This is a genomic window from Pseudonocardia broussonetiae, assembly GCF_013155125.1.
Lineage (GTDB): Bacteria > Actinomycetota > Actinomycetes > Mycobacteriales > Pseudonocardiaceae > Pseudonocardia > Pseudonocardia broussonetiae.
The window spans coordinates 3,235,708-3,258,133 of the sequence record NZ_CP053564.1; the positions used below are offsets into that span (position 1 = coordinate 3,235,708).

A 22,426-nucleotide genomic window follows, 5' to 3' on the forward strand; every position below is an offset into this window, starting at 1 on the left:
GACGTGGTGCGGGTCGTGATCCGCAACGGGGCGCCTGATCGCGTCGCGGCCTGCCGGCCGCACTCACTGCGCGCCCCATCGCCCCGCGCCCCATCGCCAACCGCCCCACCACCCCGCCCCCGGGCCCGGGCCCACCGGTGATCGTCGGGAATGTGACGTGGGGGTCGTGCGGAGGGCCCTGGTGGTGCGGTCTCGGTGATCACCGGGCGGTGATCGTCGGGAGTGTGACGTGGGGGTCGTGCGGAGGGCCCTGGCGGTGCGGTCTCGGTGATCACCGGAAGCTCCCGCCAACCCGCGCCCCGCCAACCCGCGCCCCACCAACCCGCGCCCCACCAACCCGCGCCCCACCAACCCGCGCCCCACCGCCTCGCGGCAGCCGCCCGCGCTCCGCCGCCCGCGCCCCACCGCGCCAGCCCGCGGCCCGATCTGGTGATCGTCGGAAGTGTGACGTGGGGGTCGTGCGGAGGGCCCTGCCGGTGCGGTCTCGGTGATCACCGGGCGGTGATCGTCGAGAGTGTGACGTCAGGGTCGTCGGGAGGGCCGTGCTGGTGCGGTCTCGGTGATCACCGGCCCGGATGGCCGGGATCCTCACCGGCTCCGCCGCGGTGCTCACCGAGGCCGACGAACAAGCACCTGCTCATCGCGCGGCTGGCGCACGCCGGGCGCGGGCTGAAGGTCGAGCAGGGTGGGGAAGGGGTACGGGCCGGAGGCGTAGACGCCCCCGGCCCGCACCGTCACGTCAGAACAGCGCTGTCACGTCAGCGGCCGGTCGGTCGGCTCGATCGGCCGGGGCAGGACGTCGCGCCCGGTGAGGTAGGCGTCGACCCCGGCCGCGGCGGCCCGGCCCTCGGCGATGGCCCACACGATCAGCGACTGGCCGCGGCCCATGTCGCCCGCGGAGAACACCCCGTCGACGCTGGTCATGAAGCTGCGGTCGCGCGCGACGTTGCCGCGCTCGTCGAGCTCCACCCCGAGGTCGGAGAGCAGCTTGCCCTTCTCCGGCCCGACGAAGCCCATCGCGAGCAGCACGAGCTGCGCGGGCAGGAGCTTCTCGGTGCCCTCGACGGGGTCGAAGCCCTTCTCGCCGCGCTTGACCTCGACGATGCGGATGCCGGCGAGCTTGCCCTCGTCGTCGGCGACGAACTCGGTGGTGTTGACCGAGAACAGCCGGTCGCCACCCTCCTCGTGCGCGCTCGACACCCGGTAGACCATCGGGTACGTCGGCCAGGGCATGCCCTCGGTGCGCTTCTCCGGGGGCGTCGGCATGATCTCGAGCTGGGTGACCGAGCGGGCGCCCTGCCGGTGGCTCGTGCCGAGGCAGTCGGCGCCGGTGTCACCGCCGCCGATGATCACGACGTCCTTGCCCTCGGCCGTGATCGGCGGTGCGTCGATGTCGCCCTGCTGCACGTGGTTGGCCCACGGCAGGAACTCCATCGCCTGGTAGACGCCCTCGGTCTCGCGGCCGGCGGCGGGCAGGTCGCGCCACGCCGTGGCCCCGCCCGCGAGCACGACGGCGTCGAACTCGTCGCGCAGCTGCTCGACGGTGATGTCCGTGCCGACGTCGACCGACGCCCGGAACATCGTGCCCTCGTCCTGCATCTGCTTGAGGCGCCGGTCGAGCCGCGCCTTCTCCATCTTGAACTCGGGGATGCCGTAGCGCAGCAGGCCGCCGATGCGGTCGGAGCGCTCGAACACCACGACGTCGTGGCCCACGCGCGTGAGCTGCTGCGCGGCGGCCAGCCCGGCCGGCCCGGAACCGACGACGGCGACCTTCTTGCCCGTCTTCGTCCGCGCCGGCTGCGGCGGCACCCAGCCCTCGTCCCACGCCCGGTCGACGATCTCGATCTCGACCTGCTTGATCGTGACGGCGTCGTCGTTGATCGCCAGCACGCAGGCCGCCTCGCACGGGGCGGGGCAGAGCGTGCCGGTGAACTCCGGGAAGTTGTTCGTGGCGTGCAGCCGCTCGGTGGCCTCGCGCCAGTCCTTGCGGTAGACGAGGTCGTTCCACTCCGGGATGAGGTTGCCCAGCGGGCAGCCCTGGTGGCAGAACGGGATGCCGCAGTTCATGCAGCGCCCGGCCTGCTTCTCCAGGTGGTCGCGGGGGAAGTCCTCGTAGACCTCCCGCCAGTCCATCAGCCGCAGGTCGACCGGGCGGCGGGTGGGCCCCTCCCGCTTGGTGGTCAGGAATCCCTTCGGGTCACCCATGAGCGGCCTCCATAACGGCTTCGTCCACGTTCCGTCCCTCGCGCTCCGCGGCCTCGCGGGCCTGCAGCACCCGCTTGAAGTCGCGCGGCATGACCTTGCCGAAGCGGGCTACGTTGTCGTCCCAGTCGGTGAGGAGCTTCTTCGCGACGGCCGACTCCGTCTCCGCGTAGTGCTTCTCGACGGCCTCGCGCAGGAACGCGCGGTCGTCGTCGTCGAGCGGGTCGAGGTCGACCATCTCGGGGTTGACGCGGTGCGCCGGCAGGTCGAGCACGTAGGCCACGCCGCCGGACATGCCCGCCGCGAAGTTGCGCCCGATCCGGCCGAGCACGACGACGCGCCCACCGGTCATGTACTCGCAGCCGTGGTCGCCGACGCCCTCGACGACGGCCAGCGCACCGGAGTTCCGGACGCAGAACCGCTCGCCGACGATGCCGCGGACGAAGATCTCGCCCGACGTGGCCCCGTACAGGATCACGTTGCCGGCGATGATGTTGTCCTCGGCGGCGAACGGCGCCGTCGGGTCGGGCCGCAGCGTGAGCCGCCCGCCGGACAGGCCCTTGCCGAAGAAGTCGTTCGTGTCGCCGACCAGCCGCAGCGTGATGCCCCGCGGCACGAACGCGCCGAAGCTCTGGCCGGCCGAGCCGGTGAGCGTGACGTCGATCGTGTCGTCGGGCAGGCCCTCGCCGCCCCACTGCTTCGTGAGCTCGTAGCCCAGCATCGTGCCGACGGTGCGGTTGACGTTGCGGACGGGCAGGTCGAGGTGCACCTTGTCGCCCGAGCGCAGGGCGCCCTCGCACAGCTGGATCAGCGTGTTGTCGAGCGCCTTCTCCAGGCCGTGGTCCTGCGCCTTCGTCCGGTGCAGGACCGTGTCGGGGCCGACGTCGGGCGTCGCGAAGATCGGGGACAGGTCGATGCCCTCGGTCTTCCAGTGCCGCACGGCGTCGTCGGTCTCCAGCACCTCGGCGTGGCCGACGGCCTCGTCGATCGAGCGGAAGCCCAGCGCCGCCAGGTACTCGCGCACCTCCTCGGCGATGAACCGCATGAAGTTGACGACGTACTCCGGACGCCCGTCGAACCGCTTGCGCAGCTCCGGGTTCTGCGTGGCGACGCCCACCGGGCAGGTGTCGAGGTGGCAGACGCGCATCATGATGCAGCCGCTGACGACGAGCGGGGCCGTGGCGAAGCCGAACTCCTCCGCGCCCAGCAGCGCGGCGATGACGACGTCGCGGCCGGTCTTGAGCTGCCCGTCGGCCTGCACGACGATCCGGTCGCGCAGGTTGTTGCGCAGCAGCGTCTGCTGCGTCTCGGCCAGGCCGAGCTCCCACGGGCCGCCCGCGTGCTTGATCGACGACAGCGGCGACGCGCCCGTGCCGCCGTCGTGGCCCGAGATGAGCACGACGTCGGAGTAGGCCTTCGCCACGCCCGCCGCGACCGTGCCGACGCCGACCTGGCTGACCAGCTTCACGTGGATGCGGGCCCGCGGGTTGGCGTTCTTCAGGTCGTGGATGAGCTGCTTGATGTCCTCGATGGAGTAGATGTCGTGGTGCGGCGGCGGCGAGATCAGCCCGACGCCGGGGGTGGCGTAGCGGGTCTTGGCGATCCACGGGTAGACCTTGCCGCCGGGCAGCTGGCCGCCCTCGCCGGGCTTGGCGCCCTGCGCGATCTTGATCTGGATGTCGTCGGCGTTGACGAGGTACTCGCTCGTGACGCCGAAGCGGCCCGAGGCCACCTGCTTGACCGCGGAGCGGCGGGAGTCGCCGTTGGCGTCGGGGGTCCAGCGCTCGGAGTCCTCGCCGCCCTCGCCGGTGTTGGACCGGCCGCCGAGCCGGTTCATGGCGATCGCCAGCGTCTCGTGCATCTCCTGGCTGATGGAGCCGTAGGAGATGGCGCCGGTGCCGAAGCGCTTGACGATCTCCTCGACCGGCTCGACCTCGTCGAGCGGCACCGGCGGGCGCAGGCCCTCCTTGAAGGCGAACAGCCCGCGCAGCGTCATCAGGCGGTGCGCCTGCTCGTCGACCGCGCGCGTGTAGTCCTTGAAGATGTCGTAGCGCCCGGCCCGCGTGGAGTGCTGCAGCTTGAACACCGTCTGCGGGTTGAACAGGTGCAGCTCGCCCTCGCGGCGCCACTGGTACTCGCCGCCGACCTCCAGCGCGCGGTGGTGCGCGCGGACCTCGTCGCGCGGGAAGGCGCGGCGGTGGGCCCGCAGCACCTCCTCGGCGAGGACGTCGTAGCCGACGCCGCCCAGGCGCGAGGTGGTGCCGCAGAAGCACTCGTCCACGACCTCCTTGCCCAGGCCGATCGCCTCGAAGATCTGCGCGCCCGTGTACGACGCCACGGTGGAGACGCCGATCTTCGACATCGTCTTGCGGACGCCCTTGCCGAGCGCCTTGACGAGGTTCTTCGCCGCGGTGGCCGGGTCGACGCCGGGGATGTCGCCGCGCTCGGCGAGGTCCTCGACGGTGGCCATGGCCAGGTACGGGTTGACGGCGGCCGCGCCGTAGCCGATGAGCAGCGCGATGTGGTGCACCTCGCGGGCGTCGCCGGACTCGACGACCAGGCCCACCCGGCTGCGGGTCTTCTCGCGCACCAGGTGGTGGTGGACCGCGCCGGTGAGCAGCAGCGACGGGATCGGCGCGTGGGTGGCGTCGACGCCGCGGTTGGACAGCACGATCAGCCGCGCGCCGTCCTCGATGGCCTCGGACACCTCGCGGCAGATCTCCGCGAGCCGCGCCTTCATGCCGGCACCGCCGTCGGCAGCCCGGAACACGCCCTTGGCCGTGACGCAGGCGAAGCCGGGGAGCTCGCCGTCGTCGTTGATGTGGACGATCTTGGCCAGGTCGTCGTTGCCGAGCACCGGGAACGGCAGCAGGATCGTGCGGCAGTTGGCCGGGGTGGCGTCGAGCAGGTTCTGCTCCGGCCCGAGCTGGCTCTGCAGCGAGGTGACGAGCTCCTCGCGGATCGCGTCCAGCGGCGGGTTGGTGACCTGCGCGAACAGCTGGATGAAGTAGTCGAACAGCGACCGCGGCCGCTCCGAGATCGCCGCGATCGGGGCGTCGTTGCCCATCGAGCCGATCGGCTCCGCACCCGCCGCCGCCATCGGCTTGAGCAGGAGCGAGAGCTCCTCCTCGGTGTAGCCGAAGGACTGCTGGCGGTGCGTCAGCGCGGCGTGGCTCGGGACCTCGCGGTCGCGCGCGGGCAGGTCCTCGAGCCGGATCAGGCCGGCGTGCAGCCAGTCGGCGTAGGGGTGCTCGGCGGCCAGCGCGCCCTTGATCTCGGCGTCGTCGACGAGCTTGCCCGCGGCCGTGTCGACCAGGAACATCCGGCCGGGCTCGAGGCGGCCCTTGCGGACGACGGACGACGGCTCGACGTCGAGCACGCCGACCTCGGAGGCCAGCACGACGATGCCGTCGTCGGTGACCCAGTAGCGCGCGGGGCGCAGGCCGTTGCGGTCGAGGACCGCGCCGACGAGCGTGCCGTCGGTGAACGCGACGAGCGCGGGGCCGTCCCACGGCTCCATCAGCGTGGAGTGGAACTCGTAGAAGGCCCGGCGGGCCGGGTCCATCTCGTCGTGGTTCTCCCACGCCTCCGGGATCATCATGAGCACCGCGTGCGGCAGGCTGCGCCCGCCCAGGTGCAGCAGCTCGAGGACCTCGTCGAACGTGGCGGAGTCGCTCGCGTCCGGCGTGACGATCGGCGACAGGCGCGCCAGGTCGCCGGGGATGACGTCGGACTGCAGCAGCGCCTCGCGGGAGGCCATCCAGTTGCGGTTGCCGCGCAGGGTGTTGATCTCCCCGTTGTGCGCGACGTAGCGGTAGGGGTGCGCGAGCGGCCACGCCGGGAACGTGTTGGTGGAGAAGCGCGAGTGCACGACGGCCAGCGCCGACGTCACGCGCTCGTCGGAGAGGTCGGGGTAGAACGCCTCGACCTGCGGCTCGGCCAGCATCCCCTTGTAGACGATGGTGCGCGGCGAGAGCGACGGGAAGTAGGTGCCGGTGCCGTGCTCGGCGCGCTTGCGCAGGCAGAACGCCAGGCGCTCGAGCGCGATGCCGGTCTCGCCCTGCGCGCCGGCGACGAACAGCTGGCGGAAGCCGGGCATGGCGGCGCGCGCGGACGGGCCGATGTCGGCGCCGTCCGGGTCGACGGGGAGCTCGCGCCAGCCGAGGACGGTGAGGCCCTCCTCGGCGGCGAGGCGGTCGATCTCGGTGACGGCGGCGTCGGCGGCCTCGCGGTCGGCCGGCAGGAACGCCGTGCCGACGGCGTAGGAGCCGTCCTCGGGGAGCGCGAAGTCGACGACCTCGCGGAAGAAGGCGTCCGGCAGCTGGATCAGGATGCCCGCGCCGTCGCCGGTGTTCGCCTCGGCGCCGCGTGCGCCGCGGTGCTCCAGGCGCAGCAGCGCGGTCAGGGCCTTGCGGACGATGGAGTGGCCGCGCCGCCCGGAGAGATCGGCGACCATGGCGACACCGCACGCGTCGTGCTCGAAGTCCGGGGCGTACAGCCCCTCCGAGGGGACCGCGGTGCCGGTCGCGTTCGTCGTGGCAGCCAACAGTGCCTCCTGTCGTCTCGGTGCACCCCGACACTGACCCACTACTGCTTGGGGCAATCGGGACGACGTGATGGTTGAGGGGAAAGGATAAGCGACACGCCCGTCCGCTGGCCGGTCCTGGTCCGAACGGGTGCATCTGGATGCGCCGACGAGAGGTCGTGGTGGAGACCCGGTGCCGGCACGACGACCTGACGCCGGGGGTGGGCGTCGGCCGGTGGTGCTCCGTGGTGCGCAGGCACGCTGCAGTGGGTGCTCTGGCGCGCCCACCAGCGTCGCACGCGACGCCGACGATCCGCCAGTGGTCAGGGACGTGAGCCCGGTGACCTGCAGCGGCGCCGGTGGGGGCGCCACCGCGCCCGACCCGTCAGACTGGCGCCGTGGACGTCGCCGGAGCCCTGCACGACGTGGCCCGCGCCGGCCCCTTCTTCACCGTCGCCACCGGCCCCGCCGGCTCCGCCCCGGACGGCGCCCACCCCGTCGCCGACGCCTGTGCAGGCCGCACCGATGCACTCGTCCGGCGCATCGCGCACGTACGCACCGTCCTCGGCTCCGACGACCGCGTCGCGGCGTCCGTCACGTTCCAGGGGCTCGCGGCGCTGCTCGTGGCGGCGCCGTTCGCGGCGGCCGTCGTGCACGGGGTGCTGCCCGCCCTCAGCCCGTCGGCGCTGCACTGGGCCCCGCGCACCGACGGGCCGTGGGAGCTGTGGTGCGCCGACCCCGGCGGCCGTCCGGTGCCGGACCCGGCCGACGCCGCGGCCGGCCTCGCCGACCTGCTGCTCGACCAGCACCTGCGCCCGCTCGCGGCGGCGGTCCGGGAGCGGGTGGCGGTGTCGGAGAAGGTGCTGCACGGCAACACCGCGTCCACCGTGGCCGCGACGCGGCGGCTGGTCGTCGCGCAGTGGCCCGCGGTGCACGACCGGGCCACCGAGGTGGCCGAGCGCCTGCTCGACACCGGGGTGCTCGCGGGCACGGGGGAGCGGCTCGCGCCGCGGCCGCCGGACCGCGGGTGGAGCTTCCGCCGCCGGTCCTGCTGCCTCTACTACCGGGCCCGCGACGGCGGGCTGTGCGGCGACTGCGTGCTCGCGCCGCGCCCGGCGGACTAGGAGCGCGCTGAACAACTCGGGCCTACTGCGCGCCGCTCGCTACGACCGGAGTTCTTCAGCACGCTCCTAGTCGAGCAGCACCTCGGCGACGACGACGGTCACGACGACGTCGAGGCCGGTGTAGGCCCCGACCTCGGCGGCCACCTCGCGCTGCACGGCCTGGGCGACGTCGCGGCAGGTGAACCCCAGCCGGGTGGCCAGGGTGATCGTGACGTCCGCGGTGTGGCCGCGCACCTCCGCGTGCACGCCGCCGGCGGGCAGGGAGCCGCGGTCGCGGGCGGGGTCGAGCCAGGAGCCGGCCAGCCCGAGCAGGGCCTGGGTGAGGTCGGCGCGCAGGGCCACGACCCCGGGCACGCGGCGGGCGCGGTGCGCGGCCACCCGCGCCACGACGGCGTCGCCGACGTGCACGCGCACCTCCGGGGCGCCCTCCGCCACCCCGCTCACCACTCGCCCCCGAACACGTCGACGACCTCGATGTCGACCCGCCGCACGGGCACCCCGAGCGCCTGCTCGCCCGCCGCCGCCACCATCTGGCGGACGCGCGCCGTGACCGACGCCAGGTCGACGCCGAACCGCGCGGTCACCGTGATCCGCACGTCGGCGGCGTGGCCGGGCCCGCCGGAGGACGTGTCGGTGACCTGCTCGATCCGGCAGCTGCGGGCGCGCACGCCCTCCATCGCGTCGACGGTGTGCCGCAGCACCGCGGCCGCCGCGGCGCGTGAGAGCCGGGCCGGCCCGTACGGCGAGGGGAGGGTGAGGACGTCGTGCGGGCGCAGCTCGGTGCGCACCGCGACCATCACCGTGTCGAGCACCGACGGCGGCGGCTGCGGCCGCTCGTCGGCCAGCCGGTGCACCAGCGCGTCCAGGCCCCGGGCGTCGGCCGCCGCGGCGCGGCAGTGCGGGCACCCGCGCTCGTGCTCGTCGGGGGCCTCGCCCGCGGCGGCGCGGTCCCAGACCAGCGCGGCGTCGCGGCCGCAGGCCAGTCGGCCGTCGGGGCCGGGCAGGGGAGCGGGGTTCACCGCCATGAGCGCATCGCCTCCGCCAGCTTCGTGCGGGCCCGGTGGATGCGCCCGCGCACCGCGTCCTCGGTGGCCCCGGTGATCTCCGCGATCTCGGAGTACCCCTGGCCCTCCACCTCACGCAGCACCCAGCAGACCCGCAGGTCGTCGGGCAGTGCGGCGATCGCGCGGTGCAGCGCGGCCATGCCGGCGTCGCGCTCGGCGGTGCGCTCGGGGGAGTCCTGCGCGGGTGCCGGGGCCTCGATCTCCTCGACCGGGACCGGGCGCCGCTTGCGCAGCATCGCCAGGCACCGGTTGGTGACGACGCGGTACATCCACGTGGAGAACGCGGACTCGCCGCGGAACCGCCCGATCCGCCGCCACGCGTCCAGCAGGGCCTCCTGCAGCGCGTCCTCGGCCTCGGCGCGGTCGCCCATCACGCGCACGGCGACGCGGTAGAGCGCGTCCTGGTGGCGCCGGGCCAGGGCCTCGAAGGCCCGCGCGTCGCCCTCCTGGGCGCGCACCACCAGCGTCTGCTCGTCGAGCTCGTCGGGCACGGGCGGTCCGGCCTCCGGGACGGGGGGTTCCGGCGCGCGCCGCACCGGTGCGGCGGAGGCCGCGACACCCTGGCTCAGCTGCACCGCGCTCCGATCCGTGGACCGCGTGCGACGCGCTCCACCGGGATGACGGCGGTCGGCGCGAGGTCCCACCACCACCGGCCACGGTAGTCCCTCCCGGCACCACTGGCGACGAGGAGGACCGGCGCCCCGGGGCGCGCCGCCGGTCGTCGTCCCCGGACCACCGCGACCACGTCTACCGTGATCACGTGCACCCGGCCCACCGCGCCCCCGACCCCACCGCCGCCACCGCGCTCGCGGTCGCCGCGGCCGTGTCGGCGCACCCCGGTGTCGCCCGCCTGGACGGCGGCCCGTGGGGCACGGTCGCGTCGCACCTGCCCGGCCGCGCCCGCGTCGACGGCGTCCGCCTCGGTGCCGGGACCGAGCCCGTGGAGATCGCCGTCGTCGCCCGCCTGGGCGTCCCGCTGCCGCAGCTGGCCGACGAGCTGGCCGCCGCCGTGCGCGGGGTGCTGGGCCCGGTGCCCGTCGACGTGACGTTCTCCGACGTGGTCGCCGCGGTCACCGCCGCCCCCAGGGCGTAGCGGCCGCGCGACGGCCCCGGCGCCGGTTCACCTAGACTCGGCGGACTGCCGTCGGCACGGGTCCCGTGCCCGTGCCCCGCCATGCGCCGTGTTCGCAGAATGAGGAGTGTCCCCACCGTGAAGAGCACCATCGAGCGGCTGAGCCCGACGCGGGTCCGGATCAACGTCGAGGTGCCGTTCGACGAGCTCAAGCCGGACTTCGACCGCGCCTACAAGAAGATCGCGCAGCAGGTCTCCGTCCCCGGCTTCCGCAAGGGCAAGGTGCCGGCGCGCATCATCGAGGCCCGCCTGGGCCGCGGGGTCGTCCTGGACGAGGTCGTCAACGCCGCCGTCCCGAACAAGTACACCGAGGCCGTCACCGCGGCCGACGAGGTCAACCCGATCGGGCGCCCCGACATCGAGGTCACCGAGATCGCCGACGGGGAGCGCCTCGCGTTCACCGCCGAGGTCGACGTCCGCCCCGACCTGGCGCTGCCCGACCTCTCCACGCTGGCCGTCACCGTCGACGACGTCGAGGTCACCGACGCCGACGTCGACGAGCAGCTCGAGAGCCTGCGCGCCCGCTTCGGCACGCTGACCGGCGTCGAGCGCGCCGCGGGCACCGACGACTTCGTGCTCATCGACCTCTCCGCCACCGTCGACGGCGAGCCCGTCGAGGAGGCCACCACCAGCGGTTTCTCCTACCAGGTGGGCCAGGGCGGCCTGATCGACGGCCTCGACGAGGCCGTCCAGGGCCTGTCGGCCGACGAGGAGAAGACCTTCACCACGAAGCTGGTGGCCGGCGAGCACGCCGACTCCGACGCCGAGGTCACCGTCAAGGTCACCGCGGTCAAGGAGCGCCAGCTCCCCGAGGCCGACGACGAGTTCGCCCAGCTGGCGAGCGAGTTCGACACCCTCGACGAGCTCACCGCCGACCTGCGCGAGCGCCTCGGGCGCGTCAAGCGGATGGAGCAGGTCTCGCAGGCCCGCGACCGGATCCTCGAGGCCCTCGTCGACGGCACCGAGGTGCCGCTGCCCGAGAGCATCGTCGCCGCCGAGGTCGAGTCGGTCACCCACGACGCGGTGCACGGCTTCGACCACGACGAGGAGCGCTTCGCGCAGGCGCTGGCCAGTGACGGCCGCACCCGCGAGCAGTTCGACACCGAGACGCGCGAGGAGGCCGAGAAGTCGGTCCGCACGCGCCTCGTCCTCGACGCGCTGGCCGACGCCGAGCAGGTGAGCGTCAACGACCAGGAGCTCACCGAGCGCATCGTCTACCAGGCCCAGCAGTACCGGATGCCGCCCGAGGAGTTCGTGCGCCGCATCCAGGAGGCCGGCCAGCTCGGCGCGATCTACGCCGACGTCCGCCGCACCAAGGCCCTCATCACCGCGGTCCGCGCGGCCACGGTCACCGACGCCTCGGGCGCCCCGGTCGACCTGTCCGACCTCCTCGGTGACGAGGGCGACGGCATCGAGGTCACCGAGGTCCCCGGCGAGGTCGTGGAGGCCGAGGACGCCGCCGCTGCCGAGGAGGCCGCGGCCGTCGAGGCGAGCGACGAGGTCACCGACGAGGACGCCGACGAGGCCACCGACGAGGCCGCCACCGCGTCCACCGAGGACGGGAAGACCAGCGGTTCCTGAGCCGCGGACACGCCCAGAGCGAACAACCGGTCCGAACGCGGCGGGCGCGACGCCCGTCCGCGTAGGGTCGGCCACGATGCACACGCGAGCTGACCAGCACCAGAAAGCAGAGGGTGAAGTGACGACCCACGAAACCGGTTCGCGTACCGCGGACCGCCTCGACGGAGCGTCGATGCGACGGGGCGCGCCCTCGTCGCTGACGCTGTCGGACTCGGTCTACGAGCGCCTGCTCCAGCAGCGGATCATCGTGCTCGGCCAGCAGGTCGACGACGACATCGCCAACCGGATCGCCGCGCAGATGCTGCTGCTGTCCGCGGAGGACCCCGAGTCGGACATCCAGCTCTACATCAACTCACCCGGCGGGTCGGTGTCGGCCGGCATGGCCATCTTCGACACCATGGAGTTCGTGCCCTGCGACGTGGCCACGTTCGCGATGGGCCTGGCCGCGTCGATGGGGCAGTTCCTGCTCTCGGCCGGTGCCCGGGGCAAGCGCTACGCCCTGCCGCACGCGCGGATCATGATGCACCAGCCGTCCTCCGGCGTGGGTGGTCAGGAGTCCGACATCGTCATCCAGGCCGAGCAGTCGCGGCTGCTCAAGCGGGAGCTCGCCGAGCTCATCGCGCAGCACACCGGGCAGACGGTCGAGAAGGTCACGGCCGACTCGGAGCGCGACCGCTGGTTCCGCGCCCCGGAGGCGCTGGAGTACGGCTTCGTCGACCACGTCATCACCCGCGCCGGGCAGCTGCCCGCCGGCAACGAGAGCATCGGCGTCGAGAGCAACGGCAACGGGAGCGCACAGTGACCATCTCCAGCGGGAGCCAGTTCCACTCGCCGCAGTCGCGGTACGTGCTGCCGTCCTTCGTGGAGCGCACGAGCTACGGGGTCAAGGAGTCGAACCCGTACAACAAGCTGTTCGAGGAGCGCATCATCTTCCTCGGCGTGCAGATCGACGACGCGTCGGCCAACGACGTCATGGCGCAGCTGCTGTGCCTGGAGTCGGCCGACCCGGACCGCGAGATCAGCATGTACATCAACTCGCCCGGCGGCTCGTTCACGTCGCTGATGGCGATCTACGACACGATGCAGTTCATCCGTCCCGACATCCAGACGGTCTGCCTCGGGCAGGCCGCGTCGGCCGCGGCCGTCCTGCTCGCCGCCGGCACCCCGGGGCGTCGCCTCGCGGTGCAGAACGCGCGGGTCCTCATCCACCAGCCGGCCACCGAGGGCACCTACGGCCAGGTCTCGGACCTCGAGATCCAGGCCGCGGAGATCTCCCGGGTCCGCAAGCTGATGGAGGCCACGCTCGCCAAGCACACGGGCAAGAGCGAGGAGCAGGTCCGCCGCGACGTCGAGCGCGACAAGATCCTGACGGCCGTCGAGGCCAAGGAGTACGGGATCGTCGACGAGATCATCCAGAGCCGGAAGCTGTCCGCCGTCTCCTAGTCGGGCCGGCTGCACCACCCGGTCGGTGCGGGGCTCCTGACGCCCGGCACCGGCCGTCCGCCGACACGCCCCCGGATCGGAGCACGCTGGTGCTCCCCGGGGGACGGGTCGGGCGGGTACCGTCACGAGGGCCGCGCCTACCGGGCACGCCGGCTGGGGTCGCGCTGATGAGATTTGGGGTCTGCACTCATGGCACGCATCGGTGATGGTGGTGACCTGCTCAAGTGCTCGTTCTGCGGCAAGAGCCAGAAGCAGGTCAAGAAACTGATCGCCGGACCTGGCGTCTACATCTGCGACGAGTGCATCGATCTCTGCAACGAGATCATCGAGGAAGAGCTGGCCGAGGCCGGTGAGGTCAAGCTCGACGAGCTGCCCAAGCCCGCCGAGATCCACGACTTCCTCGACCAGTACGTCGTCGGCCAGAGCCGGACCAAGCGGACGCTCTCGGTGGCGGTCTACAACCACTACAAGCGCATCCAGGCGGGCGACAAGGCGCGCGGGGCCGACGGCGACGGCGTGGAGCTGTCGAAGTCCAACATCCTCATGCTCGGCCCGACCGGCTGCGGCAAGACCTACCTCGCGCAGACGCTGGCGAAGCTGCTCAACGTGCCGTTCGCGATCGCCGACGCCACCGCCCTCACCGAGGCCGGGTACGTCGGCGAGGACGTCGAGAACATCCTCCTGAAGCTCATCCAGGCGGCCGACTACGACGTCAAGCGCGCCGAGACCGGCATCATCTACATCGACGAGGTCGACAAGATCGCCCGCAAGAGCGAGAACCCGTCGATCACGCGCGACGTGTCCGGCGAGGGCGTCCAGCAGGCGCTGCTGAAGATCCTCGAGGGCACCACGGCGAGCGTGCCGCCGCAGGGCGGGCGCAAGCACCCGCACCAGGAGTTCATCCAGATCGACACGACGAACGTGCTGTTCATCGTGGCCGGGGCCTTCGCGGGCCTCGAGAAGATCATCGGCGACCGGGTCGGCCGGCGCGGGCTGGGCTTCGGCGCGGAGATCCGCTCGAAGAACGACCTCGACGCGGCCGAGAGCTTCGGCGACACCATGCCCGAGGACCTCATCAAGTTCGGCCTCATCCCCGAGTTCATCGGCCGCCTGCCGGTCGTCGCCTCGGTGACGTCGCTCGACAAGGAGGCCCTGGTCAAGATCCTGACCGAGCCCCGGAACGCGCTGGTCAAGCAGTACTGCAAGCTGTTCGAGATGGACGGCGTGGAGCTCGAGTTCACCGAGGGCGCGCTGGAGGCGGTGGCCGACCAGGCCATCCTGCGCGGCACCGGGGCCCGCGGGCTGCGCGCCATCATGGAGGAGGTCCTGCTCCCCGTGATGTACGACATCCCGAGCCGCGACGACGTCGCCAAGGTCGTGGTCACCGAACAGACGGTCCGCAGCAACGTGAACCCGACGATCGTGCCCCGCACCCCGGCCCGCCGGGAGCGGCGCGAGCGCTCCGCGTAGCAGTCCGATCACCCTCCGAACGCCGGTCCCGCACGTCGGGGCCGGCGTTCGGCACGTCCCGGGCCTGCGGTTGCGGGTGACCCGGGTCGCACCTAGTTTCGGCCCGACCCGGTACGCCGGCCGCAGAGGGGCGAGACGATGGCAGCAGGTTTCCTGCAACGTGAGCGGATCGTGGCCCCTCCGGGCTGGAGCCGGTGGCTGATCCCCCCGGCCGCCCTCTCGATCCACCTGGCGATCGGGCAGGCGTACGCGTGGAGCGTGTTCAAGACGCCGCTCGCCGACACGATCCTGGCCGGCAACCCGAGCGCGGGCGTGCTCAGCGCCCTGCCGTTCACGCTCGGCATCATCATGCTCGGCCTCTCGGCGGCGCTGTTCGGCACGAAGGTCGACGCCAACGGGCCGCGCTGGGCGATGGTCGTCGCCAGCTCGTGCTTCGTCGCGGGGTTCCTCATCTCCGCGGCCGGCATGTACCTCGGCCAGTACTGGCTGGTGATCGTCGGCTACGGCTTCGTCGGCGGCATCGGGCTGGGCGTCGGCTACATCTCGCCGGTGTCGACGCTGATCAAGTGGTTCCCCGACCGCCCCGGTCTCTCGACCGGCATCGCGATCATGGGCTTCGGCGGTGGCGCGCTCATCGCCACCCCGCTGACGACGTCGCTGCTGGGCGCGTTCGGCGGCTCCGGCGACGGCGCGCAGGCCGCCGGCATCGGGCAGACGTTCCTCGTCATGGGCCTGATCTACGCGGTGTTCATGTCGGTGGGCTGGCTGCTGATCCGCGTGCCCGCGCCCGACTGGAAGCCCGAGGGCTTCCAGCCCGAGAAGCAGAAGACCGGCTCGCTGATCAGCACGGCGAACGTGTCGGCGTCCAACGCGATCAAGACGCCGCAGTTCTGGCTGCTGTGGGTCGTGCTTTGCTTCAACGTCACGGCCGGCATCGGCATCCTGGAGCGGGCCTCGCCGATCTTCCAGGACTTCTTCAAGGACTCCAGCCCCGCCGAGACCATCGCGGCCTCGGCCGCCGGCTTCGTCGCGATCCTGTCGCTGGCCAACGCGCTCGGCCGGATCCTGTGGTCGTCGCTGTCGGACGTGCTGGGCCGCAAGAACATGTACCGGATCTACCTGGGCGTCGGCGCGCTGCTGTACCTGCTCATCACGCTGACGACGAACACCAACCGCGCCGTCTTCCTGATCAGCGCGCTGTTCATCCTGTCCTTCTACGGCGCCGGGTTCGCCACCGTGCCGGCCTACCTGCGCGACCTGTTCGGCACCTACCAGGTGGGCGCCATCCACGGCCGCCTGCTCACGGCGTGGTCGACGGCGGGCGTGCTCGGGCCGGTGATCGTCAACGCGATCGCCGACGCGCAGATCGCCGCCGGGGTCGAGGGGCCGGGGCGCTACACGCTGGCGTTCTCGATCATGATCGGGCTGCTGGTGGTCGCGTTCGTCTGCAACGAGCTGATCAGGCCGGTGAACGAGAAGTTCCACGAGACCGAGACGACGGACTCCGCGACCGCGGGAGCGCAGGCATGAGCACACTCGGCACCACGGGGAACCGCACCCCGGTCTACTACGTCCTGCTCGTCCTGGCCTGGCTCTGGGTCGTCGTGCCCTTCGGCTACGGCCTCTACCAGCTGGTCGTCAAGATCCCGGCGCTGTTCGCCGGTTGACCCGGCGGGGTCGCGGCATCGCGGCTACCGTCGGAGGCGTGAGTGGAAGCGCAGATGCCAACGCCCTGTCCGAGTGGGTCACCGCGGTCTCGCGGGAGCTGGGCCTCGAGGACGCCGTCGAGTCGGCGAGCACCGTGGACATGGTGCTCGACCTGACCTCCGACGTCGCCCACGGCGTCAGCCGTCCCGGGGCGCCCGTGACAGCGTTCCTGATCGGCGTGGCCGCGGGCCGCGCCGACGACCCGGCGGTCGCCGCGCGCGACTACGCCGGGAAGATCAGCAAGCTGGCCGAGGGCTGGGGCGCCGACACCGAGCGCGCCGAGCCGGCCAACGACCAGGAGCAGCGCGGCTGAGGAGTCAGGCCGTCATGTCCAGCTCGGCGATGACCTTCGTGGGCCGCAGCCGGACGAGGAGCTCCCCGGGCACGCCGTTGCGCCGCCCGAACTCCTCGGCCCGGTCGGCGCCCATGTAGCGGCCGCCGATCTCGGTGGCCGAGCGCAGCAGCTCGTCCGGGTCCTCCGACGTCTCCGCGACGCCCTGGACCTGGACGAACGCGAACGGCGGCACCTCGGAGTCGACGCAGACCACCAGCCGCGGGTCGCGCGCGATCGCCCGGCCCTTGGCGGTGCCGGCCCCGGTGTTGAACAGCAGGTCGTCGCCGTCGACGACGAACCAGACCGGCGCCACCAGCGGCCGGCCGTCGGCGGCGACGAAGCCGAGCTTGCCCGTCCGCGTGCCGGCCGAGAGGAACGCGCGGATCTCGGGGGTCAGTTCGTTCATGGGGCGAGCGTAGGCCCGAGGCGGACCCGGTCCCCGGGTGGTGACGATCCGTCGCGGAGCCGTCGCACGGCGCGCGCACGGGGCCCGCGGATCGTTAGGATCGGCACCGGGTCGGCGAGGGGAGCACGGGCGATGCGGACGGTCTGCGGCACGGCGCGGCGGGTGCAGGTGCTCGTCGGGGCCTGGCGCCCCGCCGTCGTCCCGGTGGCGGCGGTGCGGCCGCTCGCCGCGGGGCGCAACCCCCTGCTCTCCGAGCGCCTCGGCGACCAGCGCCGCGCCGGCGTGCCGCTCGACCAGGTCGACGGCACGACGTGCGGCAGCGCCGTGCTCGTGGCCCTCGCGGCGTGGGCCGACCCGGCCGAGGTGCGCCGCCTCGACGGCCCCGGCGACGACGCCCCCGACGGCCGCGCCGCGGTCGGCGCACCGGTGGCCGCGCCCGCCACCGCGCCGGTGCTCTTCGGCTCCCGCTACGACGCCCGGCAGAAGCAGGTCCACCGCGAGTCCACGCGGTTCTGGCCGCAGGCGCTGGGCACGTCGCCGTGGGGGATGGTGGCGTGGCTGCGGCGCCACCTGCCGTCGGCGGGGCCCTACCGCGTCCGGCTCGTCGACGACGTCGACGCCCGCGACGTCGCCGGCGTCGTCGCGGCGGTGGAGTCGGCGCTGCGGTCCGGCCGGCCGGTGCCGCTGCTGGTCGGGGCGATGGTGCCGCGCCACTACGTCATGGCCGTGGGCCTGCACGAGGGCGCGTGGAAGGTCTACGAGCCCACGAGCGGGCAGATCCGCGCGGTCGACCCGTCCCTGGTGGGGCGCCGCACGCTCGGGAGGCTGCTCGGTTTCGACCGGCTGCACGCGGCGCTGCTGCCCTCCTGACACCCCTGCCGAACCCTCCTGGGCAAGGGGTTCGACGGCGGCTCGTAGACTTGGCGGGGTGACCGACACCCTCCCTCCGCGCACTGCCGACCTCCCTGCCCAGTGGAACCCGGGCGAGGTGGAGGCGGGCATGTACCAGGGCTGGGTCGACGCCGGCTACTTCACCGCCGACGCCACGAGCGACAAGCCGCCGTTCTGCATCGTCATCCCGCCGCCGAACGTCACCGGCAGCCTGCACATCGGGCACGCCTTCGAGCACACGCTCATCGACGTCCTGGTCCGGCGCCGCCGCATGCAGGGCTACGAGGCGCTGTGGCTGCCCGGCATGGACCACGCCTCGATCGCGGTGCACGCGCTCGTCGAGAAGGCGCTCGCCGCCGAGGGCACGAGCCGCCGCGAGCTCGGCCGCGAGGCGTTCATCGAGCGCACCTGGGAGTGGAAGGCCGAGCACGGCGGCGCGATCCTCGCCCAGATGCGGCGCCTGGGCGACAGCGTCGACTGGACCCGCGAGCGCTTCACCATGGACGACCGCTCCAACCGCGCGGTCCGCACCATCTTCAAGCGGCTGTTCGACGAGGGCCTGATCTACCGCGCGGAGCGGCTGGTCAACTGGTCCCCGGAGATGCGCAGCGTGCTCTCCGACGTCGAGGTCGAGCACCGCGAGGTCGAGGGCGAGCTCGTCTCGATGCGCTACGGCGACGGCGAGAACGCCGTCGTCGTCGCCACCACCCGGGTCGAGACGATGCTGGGCGACACGGCCGTCGCGGTGCACCCCGACGACGAGCGGTACGCCCACCTCGTCGGCACCGAGATCGAGCTCCCGCTGGTCGGGCGCATGATCAGGATCGTAGCCGACGAGCACGTCGACCCGGAGTTCGGCACCGGCGCGGTCAAGGTGACGCCGGCGCACGACCCCAACGACTTCGAGATCGGCCGCCGCCACGACCTGCCGATGCCGACGATCATGGACGAGTCCGGCCGGATCAGCGGCACGGGCACCGAGTTCGACGGCATGGACCGGTTCGAGGCCCGGGTGAAGGTCCGCGAGGCGCTCGCCGCCCAGGGCCGGATCGTCGCCGAGAAGCGGCCCTACCTGCACAGCGTCGGGCATTCGAGCCGCGGCAACAAGGAGCCCATCGAGCCGCGCCTGTCGCTGCAGTGGTGGGTCAAGGTCGGGCCGCTGGCCCAGGTCGCCGGCGACGCCGTCCGCGACGGGTCGGTCGCGGTCCACCCGAAGGAGATGGAGCCGCGCTGGTTCGCGTGGGTCGACAACATGCACGACTGGTGCATCTCCCGGCAGCTGTGGTGGGGCCACCGCATCCCGGTCTGGTACGGCCCCGACGGCGAGGTCGTGTGCCTGGGCCCCGACGAGGAGCCGCCCGCGGGCTGGACCCAGGACGAGGACGTCCTCGACACCTGGTTCTCCTCGGGCCTGTGGCCGTTCTCCACGCTGGGCTGGCCGGAGCAGACCCCGGACCTGGAGAAGTTCTACCCGACGTCCGTGCTGGTCACGGGCTACGACATCCTCTTCTTCTGGGTCGCCCGGATGATGATGATGGGCCACTACGCGATGGGCGAGCGGCCCTTCGACACCATCGCGCTGCACGGCATGGTGCGCGACCAGTTCGGCAAGAAGATGTCGAAGTCGGCGGGCAACACCGTCGACCCGCTGCAGTGGATGGACGCCTACGGCACCGACGCGCTGCGGTTCGCGCTCGCCCGCGGCGCCAACCCCGGCACCGACATGCCCATCGGCGACGACGCCGTGCTCGCCGCGCGCAGCTTCGGCACGAAGCTGTGGAACGCCACGCGCCTCGCGCTGAGCCACCACGCCTCGCCCGCCCTGCCGCTGCCGGCCGAGCCCACCGACGCCGACGCCTGGATCCTGGGGCGCCTGTCGCAGGTGCGCGAGCAGGTCGACGCGCTGCTGGAGGACTACCAGTTCGCCAAGGCCACCGAGGCGCTCTACCACTTCACGTGGACCGAGTTCTGCTCCTGGTACCTGGAGCTGGCCAAGCCCCAGCTCGCCGACGGGGCCACCGCCGACGGCACGCGCGCCGTGCTCGGCCACGTCCTCGACGCGCTGGTGCGGCTGCTGCACCCCGTCATGCCCTTCATCACCGAGGCGCTGTGGCAGGGCCTGCACGGCGACGGCAGCTCCGTCGTCGTCGCCGAGTGGCCGACGGCGGCCGGGCGGCCCGTGGACGCCGCCGCCACCGAGCGGATCGTGGCGCTGCAGAAGCTGGTCACCGAGGTGCGCCGATTCCGCACCGAGCAGCGCGTCCCCGACAGCCGCCGCGTCGCCGCCCGCCTGGTCGGGCTCGACGAGGCCGGCCTCGGCGGGCACCGCGCGGCCATCGCGTCGCTGGTCCGGCTCGACGCGCCGGGCGACGACTTCGCCGCCACGGCCACGCTGGAGGTCGCGCTGGGCGGCACGTCGGTCCACGTCGAGCTCGACACCTCGGGGGCGATCGACGTCGCCGCCGAGCGCGCCCGGCTGGGCCGCGACCTCGCCGCCGCGCAGAAGGAGCTCGACGCCGCCGACAAGAAGCTCGGCAACCCGAAGTTCGTCGGGGGTGCCCCTTCGAGCGTCGTCGAGGGCATCCGCGCGCGGCGGGCCACGGCCGTCGCCGACATCGAGCGGGTCACCGCGCGCCTCGCCGCGCTGCCCGCCGACCCGTCGTCGTGACCGGCCCCGAGGGCGAGGGGGAGGTCCCGGAGCCCGAGGACGCGGTCATCTCCCACGTCCTCGACGCCATCCGCGGCGGCGACTCGCCCGACGTCGTCCCGCCGACGTCGACGGTCGCGAGCTTCGCGGAGTTCCTGGCCGTCGAGGCCGAGCTCGACCGGCGCTGGCCCGAGACGGTCATGGAGCCCTCGACGGAGCGGATCGCGGCGCTGGTCGACGTGCTCGGCGAGCCGCACCGCGGCTACCCCGTCGTGCACCTGACCGGCACCAACGGCAAGACCTCCACCGCCCGGATGGTCGACGCGCTGCTCACCGAGATCGGCCTGCGCACCGGCCGCTACACCAGCCCGCACCTGCAGCGGGCCACCGAGCGCATCAACATCGACAACCGGCCGATCACCCCCGAGCGCTACGTCGGCGTCTACCGCGACGTGGAGCCGTTCCTCGACATCATCGACGCGAAGGCGGGCCGGCTCAGCAAGTTCGAGGTCCTCACCGCGATGGGCTTCTCGGCGTTCGCCGACGCGCCCGTCGAGGCCGGGATCGTCGAGGTCGGGCTGGGCGGGCGCTGGGACGCCACCAACGTCGCCGACGCCACGGTCGCCGTGATCACGCCGATCGGGCTCGACCACGCCGAGTTCCTGGGCTCCGACATCCTGGGGATCGCGCGCGAGAAGGCCGGGATCATCAAGCCCGGCTCCGTCGCGGTGCTCGCCACCCAGGACAAGGACGTGGCGGCGGTGCTGCTGGAGCGCTGCGTCGAGGTCGATGCCCAGGTGGCGCGCGAGGGCGCGGAGTTCGGCGTGGCCGAGCGGGAGATCGCGGTGGGCGGGCAGCGGATCGCGCTGCGCGGCCTGTCCGGCATGTACGACGACATCTTCCTGCCGCTGCACGGCGAGCACCAGGCGTCGAACGCGGCGCTGGCCCTGGCCGCGGCCGAGGCGCTCATCGGCGCCGGGCCCAAGCAGCCGCTCGACCCCGACGCCGTGCGCGCCGCGTTCGCCGGCGTCACCTCGCCCGGGCGCCTGGAGCGGCTCGCGGCCGGGCAGGGCGTGCCGACGGTCCTCGTCGACGCCGCGCACAACCCGCACGGCGCCCGTGCGCTGGCCGCCGCGCTCACCACCGAGTTCCGCTTCACGCGGCTCGTCGGCGTGCTGGCCGTCATGCGCGACAAGGACGCCCGCGGCATCCTCACCGAGCTGGAGCCCGTGCTGCACGAGGTCGTCGTCACCTCGAGCTCCTCGGCGCGCGCGATGGACGCCGACGAGCTCGGCGCGCTGGCCACCGAGGTGTTCGGGCCCGACCGCGTGAGCGTCGAGCCGGTGCTGCGCGCCGCCGTCGAGCAGGCGGGCGAGCTCGCGGAGGAGGGCGGGGAGTCCGGCGTCGGCGTCGTCGTCACCGGGTCGGTCGTCACGGCGGGGGAGACGCGCACGGTCTTCGGCAAGGAGCCGTCGTGACGGCTCCCGACCCTTCGGCGACCCCGGCCCCACCGGACCCGATGAAGGGGATCCGGGGCGTCTTCGCGGCCACGCTGGTCCTCGAGTCGATCGTGGTCCTGCTGGCGCTGCTGGTGCTGCCCAAGTTCGGCGGCGGCGCCACCGCCCCCGCCGTCCTCGCCATCACGGCGGTGGCCGTCGGCATGATCGTCGCCGCGGGGCTGCAGCGGCGGCCGTGGGGCCTCGGGCTCGCGCTGGCGCTGCAGGTCGCCGTCCTGCTGTGCGGGTTCCTGGTGCCGGCCCTGGTGATCGTGGGGGTGGTGTTCGTGCTGGTCTGGGCGGGCCTGCTGCTCCTGCGCCGCGACGTGGCCCTGCGGATGGAGCGCGGCGAGCTGCCGAGCCAGCAGGTACGCGAGCCGTAAGGAGCACCGGGGGCCGGACGC

19 protein-coding genes are annotated in these 22,426 nt (G+C 73.0%); 13 read left to right on the forward strand and 6 right to left on the reverse strand.

Going from position 1 to position 22,426, the window contains the following annotated elements:
- Nucleotides 1-753: 753 nt before the first annotated feature.
- Entirely contained in the window at nucleotides 754-2,205 is a 1,452-nt protein-coding gene (locus HOP40_RS16050) for a glutamate synthase subunit beta (RefSeq protein ID WP_172159391.1), read from the reverse strand.
- Complete coding sequence (gene gltB, locus HOP40_RS16055) at nucleotides 2,198-6,748, reverse strand: glutamate synthase large subunit (protein ID WP_205347206.1); 4,551 nt, start codon at nucleotides 6,746-6,748, stop codon at nucleotides 2,198-2,200. Before gltB ends, HOP40_RS16050 begins: the two co-directional genes overlap by 8 nt.
- A gap of 377 nt (nucleotides 6,749-7,125) precedes the next feature.
- Between gltB and HOP40_RS16060 the strand changes: the two genes are divergently transcribed.
- A complete protein-coding gene (locus HOP40_RS16060) occupies nucleotides 7,126-7,851 on the forward strand; it encodes a (2Fe-2S)-binding protein (RefSeq protein WP_172159393.1) in 726 nt (241 codons plus the stop codon).
- Nucleotides 7,852-7,917: 66 nt separating this feature from the next.
- Here the strand turns inward: HOP40_RS16060 and HOP40_RS16065 are convergent, their stop codons facing one another.
- Genes HOP40_RS16065 through HOP40_RS16075 form a run of 3 tightly spaced genes read right to left on the reverse strand, consistent with a single transcriptional unit; the run spans nucleotide 7,918 to nucleotide 9,490 of the window.
- On the reverse strand, nucleotides 7,918-8,286 hold the full coding sequence (locus HOP40_RS16065; RefSeq protein WP_172159395.1) for an Asp23/Gls24 family envelope stress response protein: 369 nt from the start codon (nucleotides 8,284-8,286) through the stop codon (nucleotides 7,918-7,920).
- 5 nt (nucleotides 8,287-8,291) lie between these two features.
- On the reverse strand, nucleotides 8,292-8,876 hold the full coding sequence (locus HOP40_RS16070) for an Asp23/Gls24 family envelope stress response protein (RefSeq protein ID WP_172159397.1): 585 nt from the start codon (nucleotides 8,874-8,876) through the stop codon (nucleotides 8,292-8,294).
- Nucleotides 8,867-9,490 carry an RNA polymerase sigma factor gene (locus HOP40_RS16075; RefSeq protein ID WP_205347207.1) on the reverse strand — a complete coding sequence of 208 codons (624 nt, stop codon included), beginning with the start codon at nucleotides 9,488-9,490 and terminating at the stop codon, nucleotides 8,867-8,869. The genes HOP40_RS16070 and HOP40_RS16075 overlap by 10 nt, the downstream gene beginning before the upstream one ends.
- Before the next feature lie 185 nt (nucleotides 9,491-9,675).
- On the opposite strand from HOP40_RS16075, the gene HOP40_RS16080 reads away from it, so the two are divergent.
- From HOP40_RS16080 to HOP40_RS16115, 8 genes are all read left to right on the forward strand, one after another.
- Nucleotides 9,676-10,008 carry a hypothetical protein gene (locus tag HOP40_RS16080; RefSeq protein ID WP_172159399.1) on the forward strand — a complete coding sequence of 111 codons (333 nt, stop codon included), beginning with the start codon at nucleotides 9,676-9,678 and terminating at the stop codon, nucleotides 10,006-10,008.
- Nucleotides 10,009-10,125: 117 nt separating this feature from the next.
- A complete protein-coding gene (gene tig, locus HOP40_RS16085) occupies nucleotides 10,126-11,628 on the forward strand; it encodes a trigger factor (protein ID WP_172159401.1) in 1,503 nt (500 codons plus the stop codon).
- A gap of 172 nt (nucleotides 11,629-11,800) precedes the next feature.
- Nucleotides 11,801-12,430, forward strand: coding sequence for an ATP-dependent Clp protease proteolytic subunit (locus tag HOP40_RS16090; protein WP_172159403.1), 630 nt, complete (start codon nucleotides 11,801-11,803; stop codon nucleotides 12,428-12,430).
- The gene (locus HOP40_RS16095; protein ID WP_275691357.1) at nucleotides 12,427-13,071 is read left to right on the forward strand and encodes an ATP-dependent Clp protease proteolytic subunit; all 645 of its coding nucleotides are present in this window, start codon (nucleotides 12,427-12,429) and stop codon (nucleotides 13,069-13,071) included. The genes HOP40_RS16090 and HOP40_RS16095 overlap by 4 nt, the downstream gene beginning before the upstream one ends.
- 189 nt (nucleotides 13,072-13,260) lie before the next feature.
- Entirely contained in the window at nucleotides 13,261-14,541 is a 1,281-nt protein-coding gene (gene clpX, locus HOP40_RS16100) for an ATP-dependent Clp protease ATP-binding subunit ClpX (RefSeq protein WP_172159405.1), read from the forward strand.
- A 138-nt stretch (nucleotides 14,542-14,679) separates the two neighbouring features.
- A complete protein-coding gene (locus HOP40_RS16105) occupies nucleotides 14,680-16,071 on the forward strand; it encodes an OFA family MFS transporter (protein WP_172159407.1) in 1,392 nt (463 codons plus the stop codon).
- The gene (locus HOP40_RS16110) at nucleotides 16,068-16,208 is read left to right on the forward strand and encodes an MFS transporter small subunit (protein WP_172159409.1); all 141 of its coding nucleotides are present in this window, start codon (nucleotides 16,068-16,070) and stop codon (nucleotides 16,206-16,208) included. The genes HOP40_RS16105 and HOP40_RS16110 overlap by 4 nt, the downstream gene beginning before the upstream one ends.
- A 38-nt stretch (nucleotides 16,209-16,246) precedes the next feature.
- Nucleotides 16,247-16,561 carry a DUF6457 domain-containing protein gene (locus HOP40_RS16115; protein WP_172159411.1) on the forward strand — a complete coding sequence of 105 codons (315 nt, stop codon included), beginning with the start codon at nucleotides 16,247-16,249 and terminating at the stop codon, nucleotides 16,559-16,561.
- A 4-nt stretch (nucleotides 16,562-16,565) separates the two neighbouring features.
- Here HOP40_RS16115 and HOP40_RS16120 read toward each other — a convergent pair whose 3' ends face one another.
- A complete protein-coding gene (locus HOP40_RS16120) occupies nucleotides 16,566-16,988 on the reverse strand; it encodes a PPOX class F420-dependent oxidoreductase (protein ID WP_172159413.1) in 423 nt (140 codons plus the stop codon).
- 132 nt (nucleotides 16,989-17,120) lie between these two features.
- Between HOP40_RS16120 and HOP40_RS16125 the strand changes: the two genes are divergently transcribed.
- From HOP40_RS16125 to HOP40_RS16140, 4 genes are read left to right on the forward strand one after another with little or no spacing between them, the layout of a single operon-like run.
- A complete protein-coding gene (locus HOP40_RS16125) occupies nucleotides 17,121-17,858 on the forward strand; it encodes a hypothetical protein (protein ID WP_172159415.1) in 738 nt (245 codons plus the stop codon).
- A gap of 58 nt (nucleotides 17,859-17,916) precedes the next feature.
- Nucleotides 17,917-20,547, forward strand: coding sequence for a valine--tRNA ligase (locus tag HOP40_RS16130; protein ID WP_172159424.1), 2,631 nt, complete (start codon nucleotides 17,917-17,919; stop codon nucleotides 20,545-20,547).
- Complete coding sequence (locus HOP40_RS16135; protein ID WP_275691358.1) at nucleotides 20,544-22,004, forward strand: bifunctional folylpolyglutamate synthase/dihydrofolate synthase; 1,461 nt, start codon at nucleotides 20,544-20,546, stop codon at nucleotides 22,002-22,004. Before HOP40_RS16130 ends, HOP40_RS16135 begins: the two co-directional genes overlap by 4 nt.
- Nucleotides 22,001-22,405, forward strand: a complete 405-nt coding sequence (locus HOP40_RS16140; protein ID WP_172159426.1) for a DUF4233 domain-containing protein — start codon at nucleotides 22,001-22,003, stop codon at nucleotides 22,403-22,405. Before HOP40_RS16135 ends, HOP40_RS16140 begins: the two co-directional genes overlap by 4 nt.
- The last annotated feature ends 21 nt before the right edge of the window (nucleotides 22,406-22,426 follow it).

What these genes read in the sequence shown, in the direction of transcription:
- HOP40_RS16050 (WP_172159391.1), bottom strand. Translation starts at nt 2,205, where the DNA reads ATGGGTGACCCGAAGGGATTCCTGACCACCAAGCGGGAGGGGCCCACC.
- HOP40_RS16070 (WP_172159397.1), bottom strand. Translation starts at nt 8,876, where the DNA reads ATGGCGGTGAACCCCGCTCCCCTGCCCGGCCCCGACGGCCGACTGGCC.
- HOP40_RS16090 (WP_172159403.1), top strand. Translation starts at nt 11,801, where the DNA reads ATGCGACGGGGCGCGCCCTCGTCGCTGACGCTGTCGGACTCGGTCTAC.
- clpX (WP_172159405.1), top strand. Translation starts at nt 13,261, where the DNA reads ATGGCACGCATCGGTGATGGTGGTGACCTGCTCAAGTGCTCGTTCTGC.
- HOP40_RS16105 (WP_172159407.1), top strand. Translation starts at nt 14,680, where the DNA reads ATGGCAGCAGGTTTCCTGCAACGTGAGCGGATCGTGGCCCCTCCGGGC.
- HOP40_RS16110 (WP_172159409.1), top strand. Translation starts at nt 16,068, where the DNA reads ATGAGCACACTCGGCACCACGGGGAACCGCACCCCGGTCTACTACGTC.
- HOP40_RS16120 (WP_172159413.1), bottom strand. Translation starts at nt 16,988, where the DNA reads ATGAACGAACTGACCCCCGAGATCCGCGCGTTCCTCTCGGCCGGCACG.
- HOP40_RS16125 (WP_172159415.1), top strand. Translation starts at nt 17,121, where the DNA reads ATGCGGACGGTCTGCGGCACGGCGCGGCGGGTGCAGGTGCTCGTCGGG.